The organism is Streptomyces sp. NBC_01244 (assembly GCF_035987325.1).
Taxonomy (GTDB): Bacteria; Actinomycetota; Actinomycetes; order Streptomycetales; family Streptomycetaceae; genus Streptomyces.
Map to the genome: position 1 here is coordinate 6850961 of NZ_CP108488.1, position 15680 is coordinate 6866640.

Below are 15680 nucleotides of genomic sequence, written 5' to 3' on the forward strand. Positions count from 1 at the left end.
GTGTGGGAGCAGGAAAGGGGCGGCGCGGACGGCGGTGAGGACCGCCGCGAGGGCAGTCGCCGGGGCCGCCGCGAGAGCGGCGGCCGGGGAGGCCGCCGTGCGGAGGGCCGGGAGGGCCGGGAGGACCGCCAGGAGCTGCCGCCCCAGAGTCCCGAAGAGCAGGCGCGGGCGATCTGTCTGCGCCTGCTCACCGGGATGCCGCGCACCAGGCGCCAGCTCGCGGACGCCCTGGCCAAGCGGGACATCCCCGAGGAGGTGTCGGAGCAGGTCCTCTCCCGGTTCGAGGAGGTGGGCCTGATCGACGACGCCGCGTTCGCCGGGGCCTGGGTCGAGTCCCGGCACCGGGGGCGGGGGCTGGCCCGCCGGGCGCTCGCACAGGAGCTCCGTACCAAGGGGGTGGCACCGACCCTCGTACAGGAGGCCCTGGAACAGCTGGACTCCGACCAAGAGGAGGAGACCGCCCGGGAGCTCGTGGAGCGCAAGCTCCGCGCGACCCGGGGCCTGGAGCGGGACAAGCGGATCCGGCGCCTCGCCGGAATGCTCGCCCGCAAGGGGTACCCCGAGGGCATGGCCCTGCGGGTGGTCCGCCGCGCGCTGGAGGCGGAAGGCGAAGACGCCGACGATCTGACGGGGTGACCCGCGGCTCCCTGGAGCCGAGGGGTGCGTCACGCGGGTGCGGAGCAGGGTGGGGTTAGCCCCCGGCCGAGCACGCCGGGGCGCTCCAATGTCCCGGGGCGGCCCCGGCGGCAGAGTTTTCCGCATGATGCTGCGCTACGCACTCCAGACCGTCAGAGACCGCAAAGCCGGTTTCCTCGGCGCCTTCCTCGCCCTGTTGTGCGCGGCGGCCCTCGTCACCGCCTGCGGAACCCTCCTGGAGACGGGACTGCGCGGGACGATCGCCACCGAGCGCTACGCGGGCGCCCCGGTGGTCGTCTCCGCCGACCAGAACGTCCACACGACGACGGTCAAGGTGAAGAAGGGCGACAAGCCGAAGGTCAAGACGAAGCACAAGGCCAAGCCCGTCGCCGAACGGGCCTGGCTGCCGGCCGCCACCGTGGACACCGTCCGCGCGGTGCCCGGAGTCGAGCGGGCCGTCCCCGAGCTCACCTTCCAGGCCGTGCCGCTCACCAAGGGCGGACCGGGCGGCGAAGGCGCGAAGCCCTCGTACGGTCACGCCTGGAGCTCGGCCGCGCTGACCCCCTTCACGCTCGCCGAAGGCCGCGCCCCCCAGGGTGGTGACGAGGTCGTCGTCGACCGCGGACTCGCCGCCCGCGCGGCCCTGAAGCCCGGCTCCGCACTCACCGTGCAGTCCACCGGCGCGCCCAAGACCTACACGGTCAGCGGGATCGCCGCCGCGGCCGGCGGGAGCCTCGCAAACCAGAGCGCGCTGTTCTTCGGCGACGCCGAGGCGCAGCGGCTCGCCGCCCGTGAAGGCCGGGTCAGCGCCATCGGGGTACTGCCCCGGGCAGGAGTGGACGCCGGCGAGGTGGCCGTGCGGATCCGGCAGGCGCTCCGGGGCACCACCGCGCAGGTGGCCACCGGCGACGAGCGGGGCCCCGTGGAATTCCTCGACGCGGCCGGCGCCCGGATCAAGCTGGTTTCCATGGGCGGCGCGATGGGCGGTACCTCGCTCCTCGTGGCGGTCCTCGTGGTCGTCGGCACCTTCTCCCTGTCGATCCAGCAGCGCCACCGGGAGCTCGCCCTGCTCCGTGCCATCGCCGCCACCCCCGGGCAGCTGCGGAGCATGATCGGCCGCGAGGCGCTGCTCGTCGGACTGGCCGCCGGAGTCGCAGGAGCCCTCGCCGGGCTGCCGCTGGCCGCCTGGCTGCACGGACGGTTCGTCGACGCGGGGGTCGTCCCCGTGACCCTGGAACGCACCGCCGGGATCTTCCCGATGATCGCCGCCGTCGGCGCGAGCCTGCTCGGAGCCTGGGCCGCGGCCCGGATCACCGCACGGCGGGTGGCCCGCGTCCGACCCGCCGAGGCGCTTGCCGAGGCCGCCGCAGAGCGGGGCCGGCCCACGTGGGCGCGGCTCGTCGCCGGGACGCTGCTGCTGGCGGCCGGCGTGGTCCTGGTCGCCGTACTGAGCACGCTGCGCACCGAGCCGGCTTCGACTCCGGTCACCTTCCTCGCCGTCGTGGTGCTCGCCGGAGCCGTCGCCCTGCTGGGCCCGCTGATCGTCAAGGCCGCGGCCGCGCTGCTCGCCGGGCCGCTCCGGCTGGCCGGCCCGGGGGGCCGCCTGGCCACCGCGAACCTGCGCGGCAACGCGACCCGGATGGCCTGCGCCGTCACCCCGCTCACCCTGCTGATCGGGATGGCCTGCACCGTGCTCTTCGTCACCCCGACGCTCGGCGACGCCGCCCGGGCGCAGGCCCGTGAGGGAGTACGGGCCGAGTGGGTGCTCCAGGGCCGGGGGCCGGGGGTTCCCGGCGCCGCCGCCGAGCGGATCCGCCGGACCCCCGGGGTCCTGGCGGCCACCGAGATCGTGCACACGTCGATCCGGGTGGGGCTGACGAAGTACGCGGCGCAGGGCGTGACCCCGGCCGGACTGGACCGGACCTGGAACCCGGGGGGTGACGGCCGGGAGCCTGACGGGGTTCGGGGAGAAGAGCGTCGCGGTGAGCGAACCGGCCGCGGACCAGCTGGGCCTGAAGCCGGGCAGCCCGCTCTCGCTGACGCTGGGGGACGGAACGCCGGTCACCCTGACCGTGTCCGCGGTGTACGCGCGGGGGCTCGGCTTCGGGGACGTGACACTGCCGCACGGTCTGGTCGCCGCGCACGTCGACGACCCGCTGGCTTCCAGCGTGCTGGTGGCGGGGCCGGTGGTACGGGAGGTGCTCGCCTCGGCGGTACGGGAGTACCCGGGCGTGGCCGTGCTGTCGGCGGCCGAAGCGGACGGCGCACGGGCGGAGCGGCAGGCGGCCGGGTCGGAGATCAACCTGCTGGCGATGGGGCTCGTCCTGGCCTTCACCGCGATCGCGGTGGCCAACACCCTGGCGATGTCCACGGGGGAGCGGCTGCGGGAGTTCGCGATGCTGAGGCTCGCGGGGGCGACGCGTCGGCAGGTGCGGGGGATGCTTCGGGTGGAGGCGCTGGCGGTGCTCCTGATGGGGGTGGTGCTGGGGTCCGGGATCTCGCTGGCGGTCCTCACCGCGTTCAGCGTGGGCATGACGGGCACGGCGGCCGCGGTGGTGCTGCCGCTGGTGTACGGGGTGGTCGTGGGCGGGGCGGGGCTGGTCGCGCTGTGCTCCACGGGCTTCGCCGGGCGGGTGGCGATGCGGCCCCGCCCGGTGGACCTCGCGGCGGCCAAGGGCGCATGACGACCGGCCGACCGAGCCTGAGCCGGCCGGATGTCGGTGCCTCCTTCTACATTGGCGCCATGAAGATCACCGAACTGACACTCACGGAGGCCTGGCGGCGGACGGCCGCGCGACACCCCCTGCTCGACACGGTCGGGCTGCCGCCCGTGGTGCACTCGGCCGACGAGGTGGAGGAGTGGGTCGAGCGTGCCGGGCGTGCCGGGATGGAGGACGCCGGCCTGTGCCTGCTGCTGGACGAGGACGGCACGGTGCACGGCCATCACGATCCCTCCTACGAGGCCTTCGCCACCCGCGATCTCGACCAGGTGCTGTACCTGATCGCCGAGGACGCGATGCGCCGGCGCGGAGGCGTCCCCGCGGAGACGGCGGACGCGCTGGACCGCATCGACCCGGTGTGGGGCAGGCGGTTCCGCGGCGGCGGCCTGGACGACCCGGGGACGATGGAGGCCTGCGGGCGCGACCCGCTGGAGGGGCTCGCCTGGATGGCCGTGCCCTGGACCGGCCAGAACCCGTACACGACGCTCGCCTTCCACCGCGCGGAGCCCGGGCGCACCGTAGACCCCGCGCGACTGGCCCTTCTGTACGGGGCCGATCCCGCGCAGGTCGCCGCCGGTACTCGGCTGAAGGACCTGGATGCGGCCGACGGGGGCCGGGCCCACGGTGCGTGGGAGAGCTGCTGTTACGGGCAGGCGGGCGAGTGGACGTTCCTCCTGTACCACGACACGCCGCCGGGGGCCTTCACCGACAAGGAGGCGTACGCGGACCTCGGGATCAGGGAGAGCGTGTGGCTGGCCGCCACCGCCGCGAAGGCCATCTACACCTTCGACTACGTGCGGGACGGCCGCCGCGTCGACGATGACCACGAGCGGGGCATGCTGGAGCTGCTCTGGTACGAGTACGGCCGCGCGCCCTATCTGCGGGGCGGCGAGCTGGACTTCCTCAACCGGGCCGTGCGCCGCGCCGAGCTGGACCACCCCGAACTGACCAACACCTACGAGCTGTACTTCCACGCCCTGGAGGAGTCCCTCGGACTGCGCCTGCCGCGCCGGGACTTCGAGGCGGGGGAGGTGCGTACCGCCTACTGGGCGGGGGAGTAGGTGCCCCTGCCCCCCCGCCACCGCCGGACGGAGTCCGGCGCGGCGGAGCGAAGCCCGCGCAGCGGTGCGAGCTCCGCGTCAAGAAGGAACGACGGGCAGGCCGGCCGCCTTCCAGGCCTGGAAGCCGCCCGTGAGGTCCGTCGCGTGGGGGAGGGACAGGGCGTGCAGGGAGGCCGCCGCGAGGGTGGAGGCGTAGCCCTCGTTGCAGATGACGATCACGCGGATGTCGTGGTCCACCGCCTCCGGGAGGCGGTGGGAGCCCTCGGGGTCGAGGCGCCATTCCAGTTCGTTGCGCTCGATCAGCAGGGCGCCGGGGATCAGTCCGTCCCGCTCGCGCAGGGCCTGGTACCGGATGTCGACCAGCAGGGCCCCGGTCAGGGACTCCGCGTGCGCCTGGGCCGGGTCCACGCGGGTGTACGTGGTCCGTAGCCGGTCGACCAGCGCGTCGATGCCGCTCACTGCCAGTCCGCCGGACGCTCGACCTGCTCCAGCGTGAGCACCGGGCCGGTGCGGCTGTAGCGGCGGATCAGGGGGAGCGGCGGGTGGTACGCGTGGACGGAGATCGCGTGCTCGGTCGCGGACTCGTTGAGCACCTCGTGCACGTGGTGCTCGCCGAAGGCCCGCCCGGTGCCCGCGCCCAGCCGGCGCGTGCGGTCCACGTCGGGGGCCAGGGAGAGGGACTGCCAGCCCTCCGAGGGGAGGCGGACCGCCAGGGAGTTCTCCGTGAGGCGCCCGCGCGCGGTCGTGAACGCGCCCCGCGACTCGGCGTGGTCGTGCCAGCCGGTGCCGGTGCCGGGCGGCCAGCCGATCAGCCAGGCCTCGCTGCCGCCCGGGCCGTCGAGCCGGATCCACGTCCGCCCCTCGGGATCGAGGGGGAGGAAGGCGATCAGCTCGGGGTCGGAGGCGATGCGCAGGGTGAAGGCGAGGAGATCCGCCGGCGAGATGGCCGGGGCGGAAGCCGCAGCCGGGGGCGGGGCGGGGGCGTGCGTGGGTGCAGACATGGAGGATGACCGTCCTGGGGGTTCGCGAGGGTGCGCGGCACATCCGCATGGGGGCGCGCGGGGGAAGGGCGAATCAGCAGGAAGGGCGACATACGCAGCCCGCGTAGCGGAGCAGGTCCATATGGACCCTCCGCCACAGGCGTACGTCGTTGCCGGTCATGTCCGCGAGTGAAGCACGAGTCGACCGGAGGGTCAATCGATCATCGCTCGGGAGACGCTCGATGGATGCTCAATCGATGACGGGTGCGGCGGCGGGCAGGGCCCTGGGGGCCGCCCTGGTCGGGGGAGCTTCCGGTGCCCCGTGCCGGAGCGCGTCCGCGGCCTCGTACAGCTCGGCCGGGTGGACCCCGGCGAACGTGGCCGCGAGATGCCCGTCAGGTCGTACGAGGAGCACGGTGTGCGCCGCCGCCCCCGGGTAGCCGTCCGCCACGAGCAGCTCCGCCCGGACCGGCAGCGCGGCGACCGCCGCCGCCAGGCGGGGCATCAGGCCGGCGCTCACCCAGTGCCGCCGGTCCCAGACCCCGGTGCCCGGGGCGACGAGGACGACGAGCAGCCGGCCCCGCCCCAGCTGGTCGCGCAGCGGCACCGTCGAGCCGTCGGGCGCGGTCACCGGGACGTTCTCCACGGGCCCGCCCGGCTCGGTGGCGGTGGGCACGTCGTGGACGGCCACGGGCGGGGCGTACACCGGCTCCGCGCCGAGCGGGCCGCGCCCCAAATGGCCGTCGGTCAGCAGTAGTTCGGCGGCGCGCGAGGCGCCCGGGAGGTAGTTGCGCAGCCCGCCCCCGGTGCGCAGTACGGGCATGGCCTGGTCGGCGGCGCGCAGTCGGGCGGCCACCGCCCTGCGGCGCTCGGCCTCGTAACTGTCGAGGAGTTCCTCGGAGGCCCCCTGGTGCCAGGCGAGGGAGAGCTTCCAGGCGAGGTTCTCGGCGTCCCGGAGCCCCTCCTCGACGCCCTGGGTGCCGAGCGCGCCGAGCAGGTGCGCCGCGTCCCCGGCGAGGAAGCAGCGGCCGTCGCGCCAGCGCCGGGCGAGCCGGTGGTGCAGGGTGTGGACCCCGGTGTCGAGGAGTTCGTACGGGGGCGTCGTGCCCCCGCACCACAGGGCGAGGCTGTCGCGGATGAGGGTCACCAGCGCGTCGGGGGTGACGAGGTCCCCGCGCGCCGGGAGCAGCCAGTCCAGCCGGTACACCCCGTCGGCCAGCGGCCTGGCGGTGATCTCCTCGGGCGGGCTGCGGTGCAGCAACGCTTCACCGGGCCAGGGCAGTTCGGTGCGCAGGGCGGCCACGGCGTGCCGTTCGACGGCGGTGCGGCCGGGGAAGCGGATGCCGAGCAGCTTGCGCACGGTGGAGCGGGCTCCGTCGCAGCCGACCAGGTGGCTCCCGCGCCACCACGTGGTCTCGGCACCCCGGGTGTGGGCGGTGACCCCGCGCCCGTCCTGCTCCAGGGCGTCGAGTTTGCTCTCGGTGACCAGCTGGACCAGCGGGTGCGCCGCGGCGGCGTCGCGCAGTCCGCGGGTCAGGGCGTGCTGGGGCAGGTGGATCGGGGCCGGGCCGTCCTCGAAGGTGATCCTTTGCGACTCGCGGCCGCGCCGCATGGTCCGCCAGGCGGTGAAGTACGCGCCCTCGTCGCGCAGGGTCGTACACCCCAGCCGGTGCACCATGGCGGCGGTGTCGGAGTGCAGGGCGACGGTGCGGGCGGGGCGGAGCTCGTCCTTGCCGGATCCCTCGTCGAGCACGACGCAGGGCACGCCCTGGCCGGCCAGGGCGAGGGACAGGGACAGTCCGACGGGCCCCGCGCCGACGACGATCACCGGGTCCATGATGTGGCTCCCGGTGTCCGGTATGTGATCACAGAACGTATGCAACCCACTGGAGGTGCCTGCGTCAAGTGACGCCGGTCCGGACAATGCCGAGTGGTGCGACGGATGAGTTCCGTCGCACCACACGTGTCCCGCCAGTGTACTGACCGGCTGTCAGGCCGGTTGCCGGACGCGGGTTCGAGCGCATGTCCGATGCCGCGCCGGGAGGACGGTCAGGCGCCGCCGGTGTTCTCGCCCGCGTTGACCAGGTCCATCGGAATCATCGCGTCGGTGGTCCGCTTCGACTTGCGCAGACGGCCCTCCAGCCAGGAGGCGAAGGAGGTGAGGGCGAAGTTCACCGCGATGTAGATCGCCGCGATCACGATGAGGGTCGGGATGGTGTTGCTGAAGTTCGCGGAGATCTGCCGGTACGTCGACAGCAGCTCGGCGAGGCCCAGTACCGCACCTCCGATCGCGGTGTCCTTGAGGATCACCACGAGCTGGCTGACCAGCGCCGGCAGCATCGCGGTCACCGCCTGCGGGATCAGGACGTAGGTCATGACCTGGCCCTTGCGCATGCCGATCGCCTTCGCGGCGTCGGTCTGGCCCTTCGGCAGCGACTCGACGCCGGCCCGGACGATCTCGCCGATGACCGCGGAGTTGTACAGGACCAGGCCGGTGATCACGGCGTACAGCGGCCGCACCTCGGAGTCCACGCCGGTGTACTGCACGTAGAAGGCGGAGCCGAAGAGCATCAGCATCAGGACCGGGATGGCCCGGAAGAACTCGACCCAGGTGCCCACGATGCTGCGTACCCACGCGTGGTCGGAGAGCCGGCCCATGCCGAGGAGGGCGCCCAGGGGCAGGGCGATCACCATGGCGATGACGCCGGCCCGCAGGGTCTCGCCGAGCCCGGGGAGCAGGAACGTCGTCCATACCTGGCTGTCCGTGAAGAAGGGGCTCCACTTGTCGGCGTCGAGCTGGTTCTTGTCCGCCAGGGCGGACAGCACCCACCAGGCGACGGCCGCGGCCACGACGAGGAAGATCCCGCTGTAGATCCAGTTGCGCGCCTTGGCCTTGGGGCCCGGGGCGTCGTACAGCACGGAGGTCATCGCTTCACCGCCACTCGCTTGGCAACCCAGCCCAGGAGCAGGCCGGTGGGCAGGGTCAGAAGGACGAAGCCGAGGGCGAAGACGCCGAAGACGGCGAAGAGGTCCTGCGGCTCGTTCTCGACCATCTCCTTCATCAGGAGCGCGGCCTCGGCCACGCCGATCGCCGCGGCCACCGTGGTGTTCTTGGTGAGGGCGATCAGTACGTTGGCGAGCGGCGCGATGACCGCCCGGAACGCCTGGGGGAGCACGATCAGGGTGAGCGTCTGGAGGAAGCTCATGCCCAGGGCGCGGGAGGCCTCGGCCTGGCCGACCGGGACCGTGTTGATGCCCGAGCGGATCGCCTCGCAGACGAAGGTGCCGGTGTAGGCGATGAACCCGAGGACCGCGAGCCGGAAGCCGATCTCCTTGAAGGTGCCGCCGCCGAGGGTGACGCCGAGGGTCTGGCTGAGGCCCAGCGAACACCCGATGATCAGCACGGTCAGCGGGGTGTTGCGCACGAGGTTGACGTACGCGGTGCCGAAGCCCCGCATCAGCGGCACCGGGCTGACCCGCATCCCGGCCAGTACGGTGCCCCAGATCAGGGACCCGACGGCCGAGTAGAGGGTGAGCTGAACCGTCACCCAGAAGGCTCCGAGCACGTCGTACTGCCCGGAATCAAGAAAATCGAACACGATGGCCTGCGCTCTCCCCAGGATGGCCAGGTGGGCCGGTGGGGCACGGCGCCGCCCGCGGCAGGCGGGCGGCGACGCTCCTCACCGATGGATCGGCCGGCGGACCGGCCGCCGGATCAGCTGCCTTCGGTGACCGCGGGGGCCGGCTCGGCCTTGTAGCCGGACGGGCCGAAGTTCTTCTCGATGGCCGCGGCCCAGGCGCCGTCCGCCTCCATCTTCTTGATGGCGGCGTTGACCTTGGTCTGGAGCTCCTTGTCGCCCTTCTTCAGACCGATGCCGTAGTTCTCGTTGCTCAGGCTCAGCCCGACCAGCTTGAACTTGCCCTTGTTCTTGTCCTGGGCCGCGTAGCCGGCCAGGATCGAGTTGTCCGTGGTCAGGGCGTCGACCTTCTTGTTCTCCAGACCGGTCAGGCACTCGGAGTAGCCGCCCAGCTCGAGCAGGTCGGCCTCGGGGGCCAGCTTGGTCTTGACGTTCTGCGCGGACGTGGAGCCGGTGACCGAGCAGAGCTTCTTCTTGTTGAGGTCCTCGGCCTTGGTGATCGAGGTGTCGTCGGCGCGGACCAGCAGGTCCTGGTGCGCGAGGAAGTACGGGCCGGCGAAGTCGACCCGCTCCTTGCGCTTGTCGTTGATCGAGTAGCTCGCGACGACCAGCTTCACGTCGCCGTTGGAGATGAGGTTCTCGCGCTCGGCGCTGACAGCCTGCTTGAACTCGATCTGGCTCGGCTCGTAGCCGAGCTCCTTGGCCACGTACGTCGCCACGTCCACGTCGAAGCCCGTGAACTTGCCGTCGGCGGCCTTGAGGCCCACACCCGGCTGGTCGAACTTGATGCCGATGACGATCTTGTCCTTCTTGGCCCCGCCCGACGCACCGGCGTCGCTGCCGGGCTTGGTGTCGTCGCCGCTGCCACAGGCGGTCGCGGTCAGGGCGAGAGCAACGGCGATGGCGGCGGCCGCGCCGACCTTGGAGAGCTTCATGGTGGACTTCCCTCGAAGTGAGACGTGAGACAGCAGTGAAGTGAGACGTACGACGTGCGTGCTGGACGACGATCCGTCACCGGATCACTACCAGATACGAAGGTCAGTGGTGCAGGATCTTCGAGAGGAAGTCCTTGGCGCGGTCGCTCCGCGGGTTGCTGAAGAACTGCTCGGGCGTCGCCTCTTCGACGATCTTCCCGTCGGCCATGAAGACGACCCGGTTGGCGGCGGAGCGGGCGAAGCCCATCTCGTGCGTGACGACGACCATGGTCATCCCCTCCCGGGCGAGCTGCTGCATGACCTCCAGCACCTCGTTGATCATCTCCGGGTCGAGGGCCGAGGTCGGCTCGTCGAAGAGCATCACCTTCGGGTCCATCGCCAGGGCGCGGGCGATCGCCACGCGCTGCTGCTGGCCGCCGGAGAGCTGCGCCGGGTACTTGTCGGCCTGCGATCCGACACCCACCCGGTCGAGGAGGGACTTCGCCTTCGCCAGCGCCGCCGCCTGGTCCGCCTTGCGGACCTTGAGCTGGCCCAGCATCACGTTCTGCAGCACCGTCTTGTGGGCGAAGAGGTTGAACGACTGGAAGACCATGCCCACATCGGCACGCAGCTTGGCCAGCGCCTTGCCCTCCGACGGCAGTTGCTTGCCATCGAGGGTGATGCTGCCCGAATCGATCGTCTCCAGGCGGTTGATGGTCCGGCACAGCGTGGACTTGCCCGACCCCGAAGGGCCGATCACCACGACGACCTCACCGCGGGCAATGCTCAGATCGATGTCCTGAAGCACGTGCAGCGCGCCGAAGTGCTTGTTGACGTTGCTCAGCACGACCAGGTCGTCCGCGGCACCGGCCGCGTCCCGCACGTCCTTGGTCACTGATACTCCGCTCATCGGCTTGGGGCTCCGTCCTCCTCGGTTGGGAGGACAGTAGTGACGTGGCGCGCACAGCGTCATCACATCTGAGGGAGAATTGAGCATAACGATCCGGCCTCGCACCGATACGCTCCGTACCCGCGGGCGTCCGGCACCGGCCGCGGCGTACCGGGTGGATAACGGAACCCCTATCGGCCCGGAACCGTCTTGACGTGGGAGTCCGTATCGGCGTGGATGCTTGATGGCCCATGATGTCCGCCAGGCGAACGCGAAGAGATCAAGAGATGGAGAGGGGGACGACATGAGACTGCTGCTCGTCGAGGACGACGACCACGTCGCCGCCGCCCTGTCCGCGATCCTCGCCCGGCACGGCTTCAAGGTCACCCATGCCCGCAGCGGTGAGGAGGCCCTGCAGGCCCTGCTGTCGGCCGGCGCGCCGCCCCAGGCCTCTCCCTACGGGGTGATCCTGCTCGACCTCGGCCTGCCCGACCAGGACGGGTACGAGGTGTGCGGCAAGATCCGCAAGCGCACCAGTACGCCCGTCATCATGGTCACCGCGCGGGCCGACGTGCGCTCCCGCATCCACGGACTCAACATGGGCGCCGACGACTACGTCACCAAGCCCTACGACACCGGCGAACTCCTCGCCCGCATCCACGCGGTGGCCCGCCGTACCGGCGTCTCCGAGGAGAGCGCCGCCGCCGGCCCCGCGGGCACGCCCGGCGCGGTCCGGCTCGGGACCGTCGGCATCGAGCTGGCCACCCGCCGGGTCAGCGTGGACGGTACCGACGTACCGCTCACCCGCAAGGAGTTCGACCTGCTGGCCCTGCTCGCGCAGCGCCCCGGGGTCGTCTTCCGCCGGGAGCAGATCATCAGCGAGGTCTGGCGCACCAGTTGGGAAGGCACCGGCCGGACCCTCGAGGTGCACGTGGCCTCGCTGCGGTCCAAGCTGCGCATGCCGGCGCTCATCGAGACCGTCCGCGGCGTCGGGTACCGGCTCGTCGTACCGCCCGCCCCGGCGGCCCCCGCCCCGCCCGCCGCCTCCGCCCCGCCCGCCGTCTAGCGGCCACCCGTCGTGCGCGCCCGTCTGCTCCCGCTGCTCGTCGTCCTGATGGCGGGCGTCCTGCTCGCCCTCGGCCTCCCGCTCGCGGTGGCCCTCGCGGCCGGGCAGCAACAGCGGGTGGTCGTCGACCGCATCGACGACAGCGCCCGCTTCGCCGCGCTCGCCCAGTTCGTCATCGACGCCGAGGGCTCGAAGTCCAGCGGAGCCGACGAGCGCCGCCAGACCCTCCAGCACGAACTGGCCCGCTACCAGGAGCTGTACGGCATCCGCGTCGGAGTCTTCCGCCGGAACGACGACGCCATCGCCCGGTCTCCCGGCTGGTGGGTGGTTCCGGATCATGGGGAGGGCCGCCGGGCCTTCGAGGAGGCGCTCGCCGGGCGGCGCAGCCACGACCCCGGACAGGTGTGGCCCTGGCAGACCAACGGCAGGATCCTGGTCGCCTCCCCGGTCGTCCTCGACGGGGACGTGGTCGCCGTGGTCGCCACCGAGTCGCCCACCGACCAGATGCGCGGCCGGATCCTGCGGGGCTGGCTGCTGATCGCAGCCGGGCTCGGCGCGGCCATGCTCGTGGCCTTCGGCGCCGCCCTGCGGCTGACCAGCTGGGTGCTCAAACCCGTGCAGACCCTGGACGCAGCCGCCCACGGCATCGCCACCGGGCAGATGAACTCCCGAGTGGCGGCCGGTGGTGGTCCCCCGGAACTCAGGCGCCTGGCCCGCTCGTTCAACGAGATGGCCGACAACGTCGAAGAGGTGCTGGAACAGCAGCGGGCCTTTGTCGCCGACGCCTCCCACCAGCTGCGCAACCCGCTCGCCGCGCTCCTCCTGCGGATCGAACTGCTCGCCCTCGAGCTGCCCGAGGGCAACGAGGAGATCGCCTCCGTACGGACCGAGGGAAAGCGCCTGACCCAGGTCCTGGACGACCTGCTCGACCTGGCCCTGGCCGAGCACGCCACCGCCGAGATCAGCCTGATCGACATCGCGGGGCTGGCCGTCGAGCGGGTGACCGCCTGGCGCCCGTACGCCGAGGAGAAGGGGGTGCGGCTCACCGGGACGGGGCGGACCGCCGCCACCGGCTGGGCCGACCCGATCGCACTCTCGAGCGCGCTCGACGCCGTCATCGACAACGCCCTCAAGTTCACTCCGGAGGGTGAGGCCGTCGAGGTGGTGCTCTCCGTGGACGGCGACCGGGTGCTGATCGTGGTCGCCGACCGGGGCCCCGGGCTCACCGAGGAGGAGCTGCTGCGGATCGGTGACCGGTTCTGGCGCAGCGGACGCCACCAGAACATCAAGGGCTCCGGGCTCGGCCTCTCCATCTCCCGCATCCTGCTCGCCGCGGGCGGCGGGTCCCTCTCCTACGAGCAGAACCCGCCGCACGGGCTGCGCGTGACCGTGGCCGTCCCGCGCACCGATCCCGCCGCCGGCCCCGAGTGAACCGAAGGGTCACCGGCTCGAACGGGCCGAGCCGTACGTCACCCTCCAGCACTGCGCGGTCGTCCTGCGTCAGAGGGCTCCGGTCCAGGTGAGGGTGGTTCGGGCGGGGGCGGAGACGGCGTACAGCTCGTCCACGGCCCGGATCTCGAAGACGGCCGCCTGCTCCCGCCCGGCGCGCTCGACGGCCGGGAGGTGGAGGGCGGTTCCGCAGGTGCCGCCGAGGAAGCGGCGGGCGCCGTCCGGCAGGACGCGGGACACCTCGTAGTGGCGGACGGCACCGGCGGACCGCCGCCAGGTCAGTCGTACGGCGGCCCTGCCGGACTGCTGGGCCGAGGCGGACACGGCCGGTGTGCCCGGAGTCGCCGGGCGGGGCCGCGCGGCGGCCTCGCGTACCGTCAGCGCGCCGAGTCGCCAGCGCACCGGCTCCTTCCCGCGTCGGGTGATCCGTACGGCCAGACCGTGAGCGGTCTCGCCCGCCAGTTCCGACAGTCGGACCCTGGCCGTCCGCCAGCCCTGACCGGTCCCGAGGGTCTGTGCCTTCAGCCAGGTGTACGGGACCTCCTGCCCCGGGCCGGACGGCTCGCGGGTGGCCACGCCGAGCTCGACCGTGACCGGGCCCGACTCGGTGCGGTGCACCAGCTCGGCGACGCAGGAGCGGGTCAGCGGCAGCCGGGTGGCGTGCAGGGCTATGGCGGCCGGGGCCGTGAGCTCACCGGTGACGAGGAGGCTGGAGCCGCCGCGCCAGGCCCGGGCGAAGTCGAGGCTGACCTCCGGGCGGGTCCCGGCCGTGTGTACGGCCCAGCGGCGGCCCGGGAGCCGGTCCTGGAGGCCGAGGTGGTTCCAGCCGGTGTCGGAGACGGGCTCGCCGTCCTCGTACCAGCGCTCTCCGTGCCCGGTGTTGAAGGAGCACGCGAAGGGCAGCGCGGTCACGGTGGACCGGTCGGCGACGACGGTGGCGGGGGCGCGCCAGGTGTCCTCGGCGCAGGGGTGGGCGGGGTCCAGGGACGCGCCCGTCCAGAACCGGTCGTCGGCGCGATGGAAGGCGCCGGGGGAGCGGTCGGCGAGGTGGTTGCGGGTCCACTCGGGCCGGTAGAACCCGTAGGAGACGACGTGATCGCGCCCGCGCGGGACGATCGCGTCCCAGTCCACCGTGGAGTTCCAGCCGTCGGACTCCATGTCCACGGCCGCCCACAGCTCGTGGCGGCCGCGGCCGAGCCGGTCGGCGAGGTCGCCGGAGGCGGCGAGTTTCGCCGGGGTCCAGCGGAAGTCCACGAACATCGTGTCCGCGACCTTGCCGCGGCGGTCCTCGTAGAACTCCTGGTTGAGCTCGTTGAGCGCGCCCTGCCAGCCGACCTTGCCGGTGGAGTTCATCGCGTCGTACCAGGTGATGCCGAGGCCGTGCGGTTCGCCGGCGGCGCGCAGGGCGTGCAGGAACTGCCGCATCCGGGCGGCGAGTTCGCTGTCGCCGCCCTCGGTCTCGGCGTTGACGAACCAGCCGTCGAACCCGTACGCCCGCGCCACCTCCACCAGCTTCTCGGCGACCGGGAACCGGCCGAGGGAGTCCCGCTGGACCAGGTCGCGGGTCCACTGGAGGTCGCCGCCGTAGGGCACGGGCGGCAGGAACACGTTGCCCATCACCCGGACGCCGTTGCGGTGCGCGGCGTCGGTGACGGGCGCGTTCGGGGCGAGCACGATGCCCTCGCCGGAGGAGCCGCCCCAGAAGACGAGCTCGTCCATGTACGCCCAGTGGGTGAGGGCGTAGTAGTCGGCGGTCGGGGAACCCTGCGCCGGATTGCCGGCCGTGTTCCCGAAGGAGACGAGCGAGGCGATACGGGCCTGGCCGGCGCGCGCCGTGGTGTTCGGCGGCACCGGGGTGAAGCGGGGCGCCAGCGGCACGGTCGCGGTGTTGTAGGCCAGATCGGGGTCGGACTCCGGGGTCCACCGCAGGAGGGAGCGCCAGGTGATCCCGGGGCCCGGGGTCCCGGCGGGCAGCGAGTCCGGGAACCAGTACGAGGCGTACGGGGCGAGTCCCTCCGGGAGTTCGGCCGGTGCGGGGCCGGTGCCCGGGGCTGGTGCCGATGCCGGGGCCGTGGGGGCTGCCGCCGCCGGGCCGGCTGCCGTGCAGAGCAGGGTGGCTGCCCCGGCCCCCGCTCCGGCGAGCAGCATTCCGCGCCGGGTCGGGCGCATGGAGGCGGGGCGGGGTCCGGGCTGGTGGGGATCGGAGTGGTGGGGGGCGGGCTGGTGGGCGGTGCGAGGGTCGACGCCGTTGTCGATCTCGGACATGAGGGGTCCTCCTCCGTAGCGGCCGGTGCGGGCCGGGTCGGGGCCCGTGGTGCGGTGCGGTG

13 protein-coding genes and 1 pseudogene are annotated in these 15680 nt (G+C 72.8%); 5 read left to right on the forward strand and 9 right to left on the reverse strand.

The genetic code is table 11. The features are described from left to right. The 3 genes and pseudogenes from recX to OG247_RS30880 all read left to right on the forward strand — a co-directional run bounded on the left by recX (window position 1) and on the right by OG247_RS30880 (window position 4417). Window positions 1-636 (forward strand): recombination regulator RecX, encoded by a 636-nt coding sequence (gene recX, locus OG247_RS30870; protein ID WP_327255244.1) that lies wholly within the window; start codon window positions 1-3, stop codon window positions 634-636. 124 nt (window positions 637-760) lie between these two features. Continuing rightward, window positions 761-3320, forward strand: a pseudogene (locus OG247_RS30875) (FtsX-like permease family protein). Window positions 3321-3379: 59 nt separating this feature from the next. Further along, window positions 3380-4417: a hypothetical protein gene (locus tag OG247_RS30880; protein ID WP_327255245.1), complete on the forward strand. Its 1038-nt coding sequence runs from the start codon at window positions 3380-3382 to the stop codon at window positions 4415-4417. A gap of 78 nt (window positions 4418-4495) precedes the next feature. On the opposite strand, the gene OG247_RS30885 is transcribed toward OG247_RS30880, so the two are convergent. From OG247_RS30885 to OG247_RS30915, 8 genes are all read right to left on the reverse strand, one after another. Continuing rightward, window positions 4496-4882, reverse strand: a complete 387-nt coding sequence (locus OG247_RS30885) for a rhodanese-like domain-containing protein (protein WP_327257701.1) — start codon at window positions 4880-4882, stop codon at window positions 4496-4498. Continuing rightward, on the reverse strand, window positions 4873-5418 hold the full coding sequence (locus OG247_RS30890; protein WP_327255246.1) for a cysteine dioxygenase: 546 nt from the start codon (window positions 5416-5418) through the stop codon (window positions 4873-4875). Before OG247_RS30890 ends, OG247_RS30885 begins: the two co-directional genes overlap by 10 nt. A 73-nt stretch (window positions 5419-5491) precedes the next feature. Beyond that, on the reverse strand, window positions 5492-5578 hold the full coding sequence (locus OG247_RS44915; protein ID WP_311318651.1) for a putative leader peptide: 87 nt from the start codon (window positions 5576-5578) through the stop codon (window positions 5492-5494). A 69-nt stretch (window positions 5579-5647) separates the two neighbouring features. Beyond that, window positions 5648-7234 carry an FAD-dependent monooxygenase gene (locus tag OG247_RS30895; RefSeq protein WP_327255247.1) on the reverse strand — a complete coding sequence of 529 codons (1587 nt, stop codon included), beginning with the start codon at window positions 7232-7234 and terminating at the stop codon, window positions 5648-5650. A gap of 212 nt (window positions 7235-7446) precedes the next feature. Beyond that, window positions 7447-8325: an amino acid ABC transporter permease gene (locus OG247_RS30900; RefSeq protein ID WP_327255248.1), complete on the reverse strand. Its 879-nt coding sequence runs from the start codon at window positions 8323-8325 to the stop codon at window positions 7447-7449. Then, window positions 8322-8996, reverse strand: a complete 675-nt coding sequence (locus OG247_RS30905) for an amino acid ABC transporter permease (RefSeq protein WP_327255249.1) — start codon at window positions 8994-8996, stop codon at window positions 8322-8324. Before OG247_RS30905 ends, OG247_RS30900 begins: the two co-directional genes overlap by 4 nt. A gap of 116 nt (window positions 8997-9112) precedes the next feature. Continuing rightward, a complete protein-coding gene (locus OG247_RS30910; protein WP_327255250.1) occupies window positions 9113-9970 on the reverse strand; it encodes a glutamate ABC transporter substrate-binding protein in 858 nt (285 codons plus the stop codon). A 103-nt stretch (window positions 9971-10073) separates the two neighbouring features. Further along, on the reverse strand, window positions 10074-10859 hold the full coding sequence (locus OG247_RS30915; protein ID WP_327255251.1) for an amino acid ABC transporter ATP-binding protein: 786 nt from the start codon (window positions 10857-10859) through the stop codon (window positions 10074-10076). Between the two features lie 283 nt (window positions 10860-11142). Here OG247_RS30915 and OG247_RS30920 point away from each other — a divergent pair, with 283 nt between their 5' ends. Together OG247_RS30920 and OG247_RS30925 are read left to right on the forward strand one after the other, a co-directional pair. Beyond that, a complete protein-coding gene (locus tag OG247_RS30920) occupies window positions 11143-11904 on the forward strand; it encodes a response regulator transcription factor (RefSeq protein ID WP_327255252.1) in 762 nt (253 codons plus the stop codon). A gap of 12 nt (window positions 11905-11916) precedes the next feature. Then, complete coding sequence (locus OG247_RS30925) at window positions 11917-13335, forward strand: sensor histidine kinase (protein WP_327255253.1); 1419 nt, start codon at window positions 11917-11919, stop codon at window positions 13333-13335. Window positions 13336-13404: 69 nt separating this feature from the next. Here OG247_RS30925 and OG247_RS30930 read toward each other — a convergent pair whose 3' ends face one another. Beyond that, a complete protein-coding gene (locus OG247_RS30930) occupies window positions 13405-15522 on the reverse strand; it encodes an endo-beta-N-acetylglucosaminidase (protein WP_327257702.1) in 2118 nt (705 codons plus the stop codon). Window positions 15523-15680: the final 158 nt, after the last annotated feature.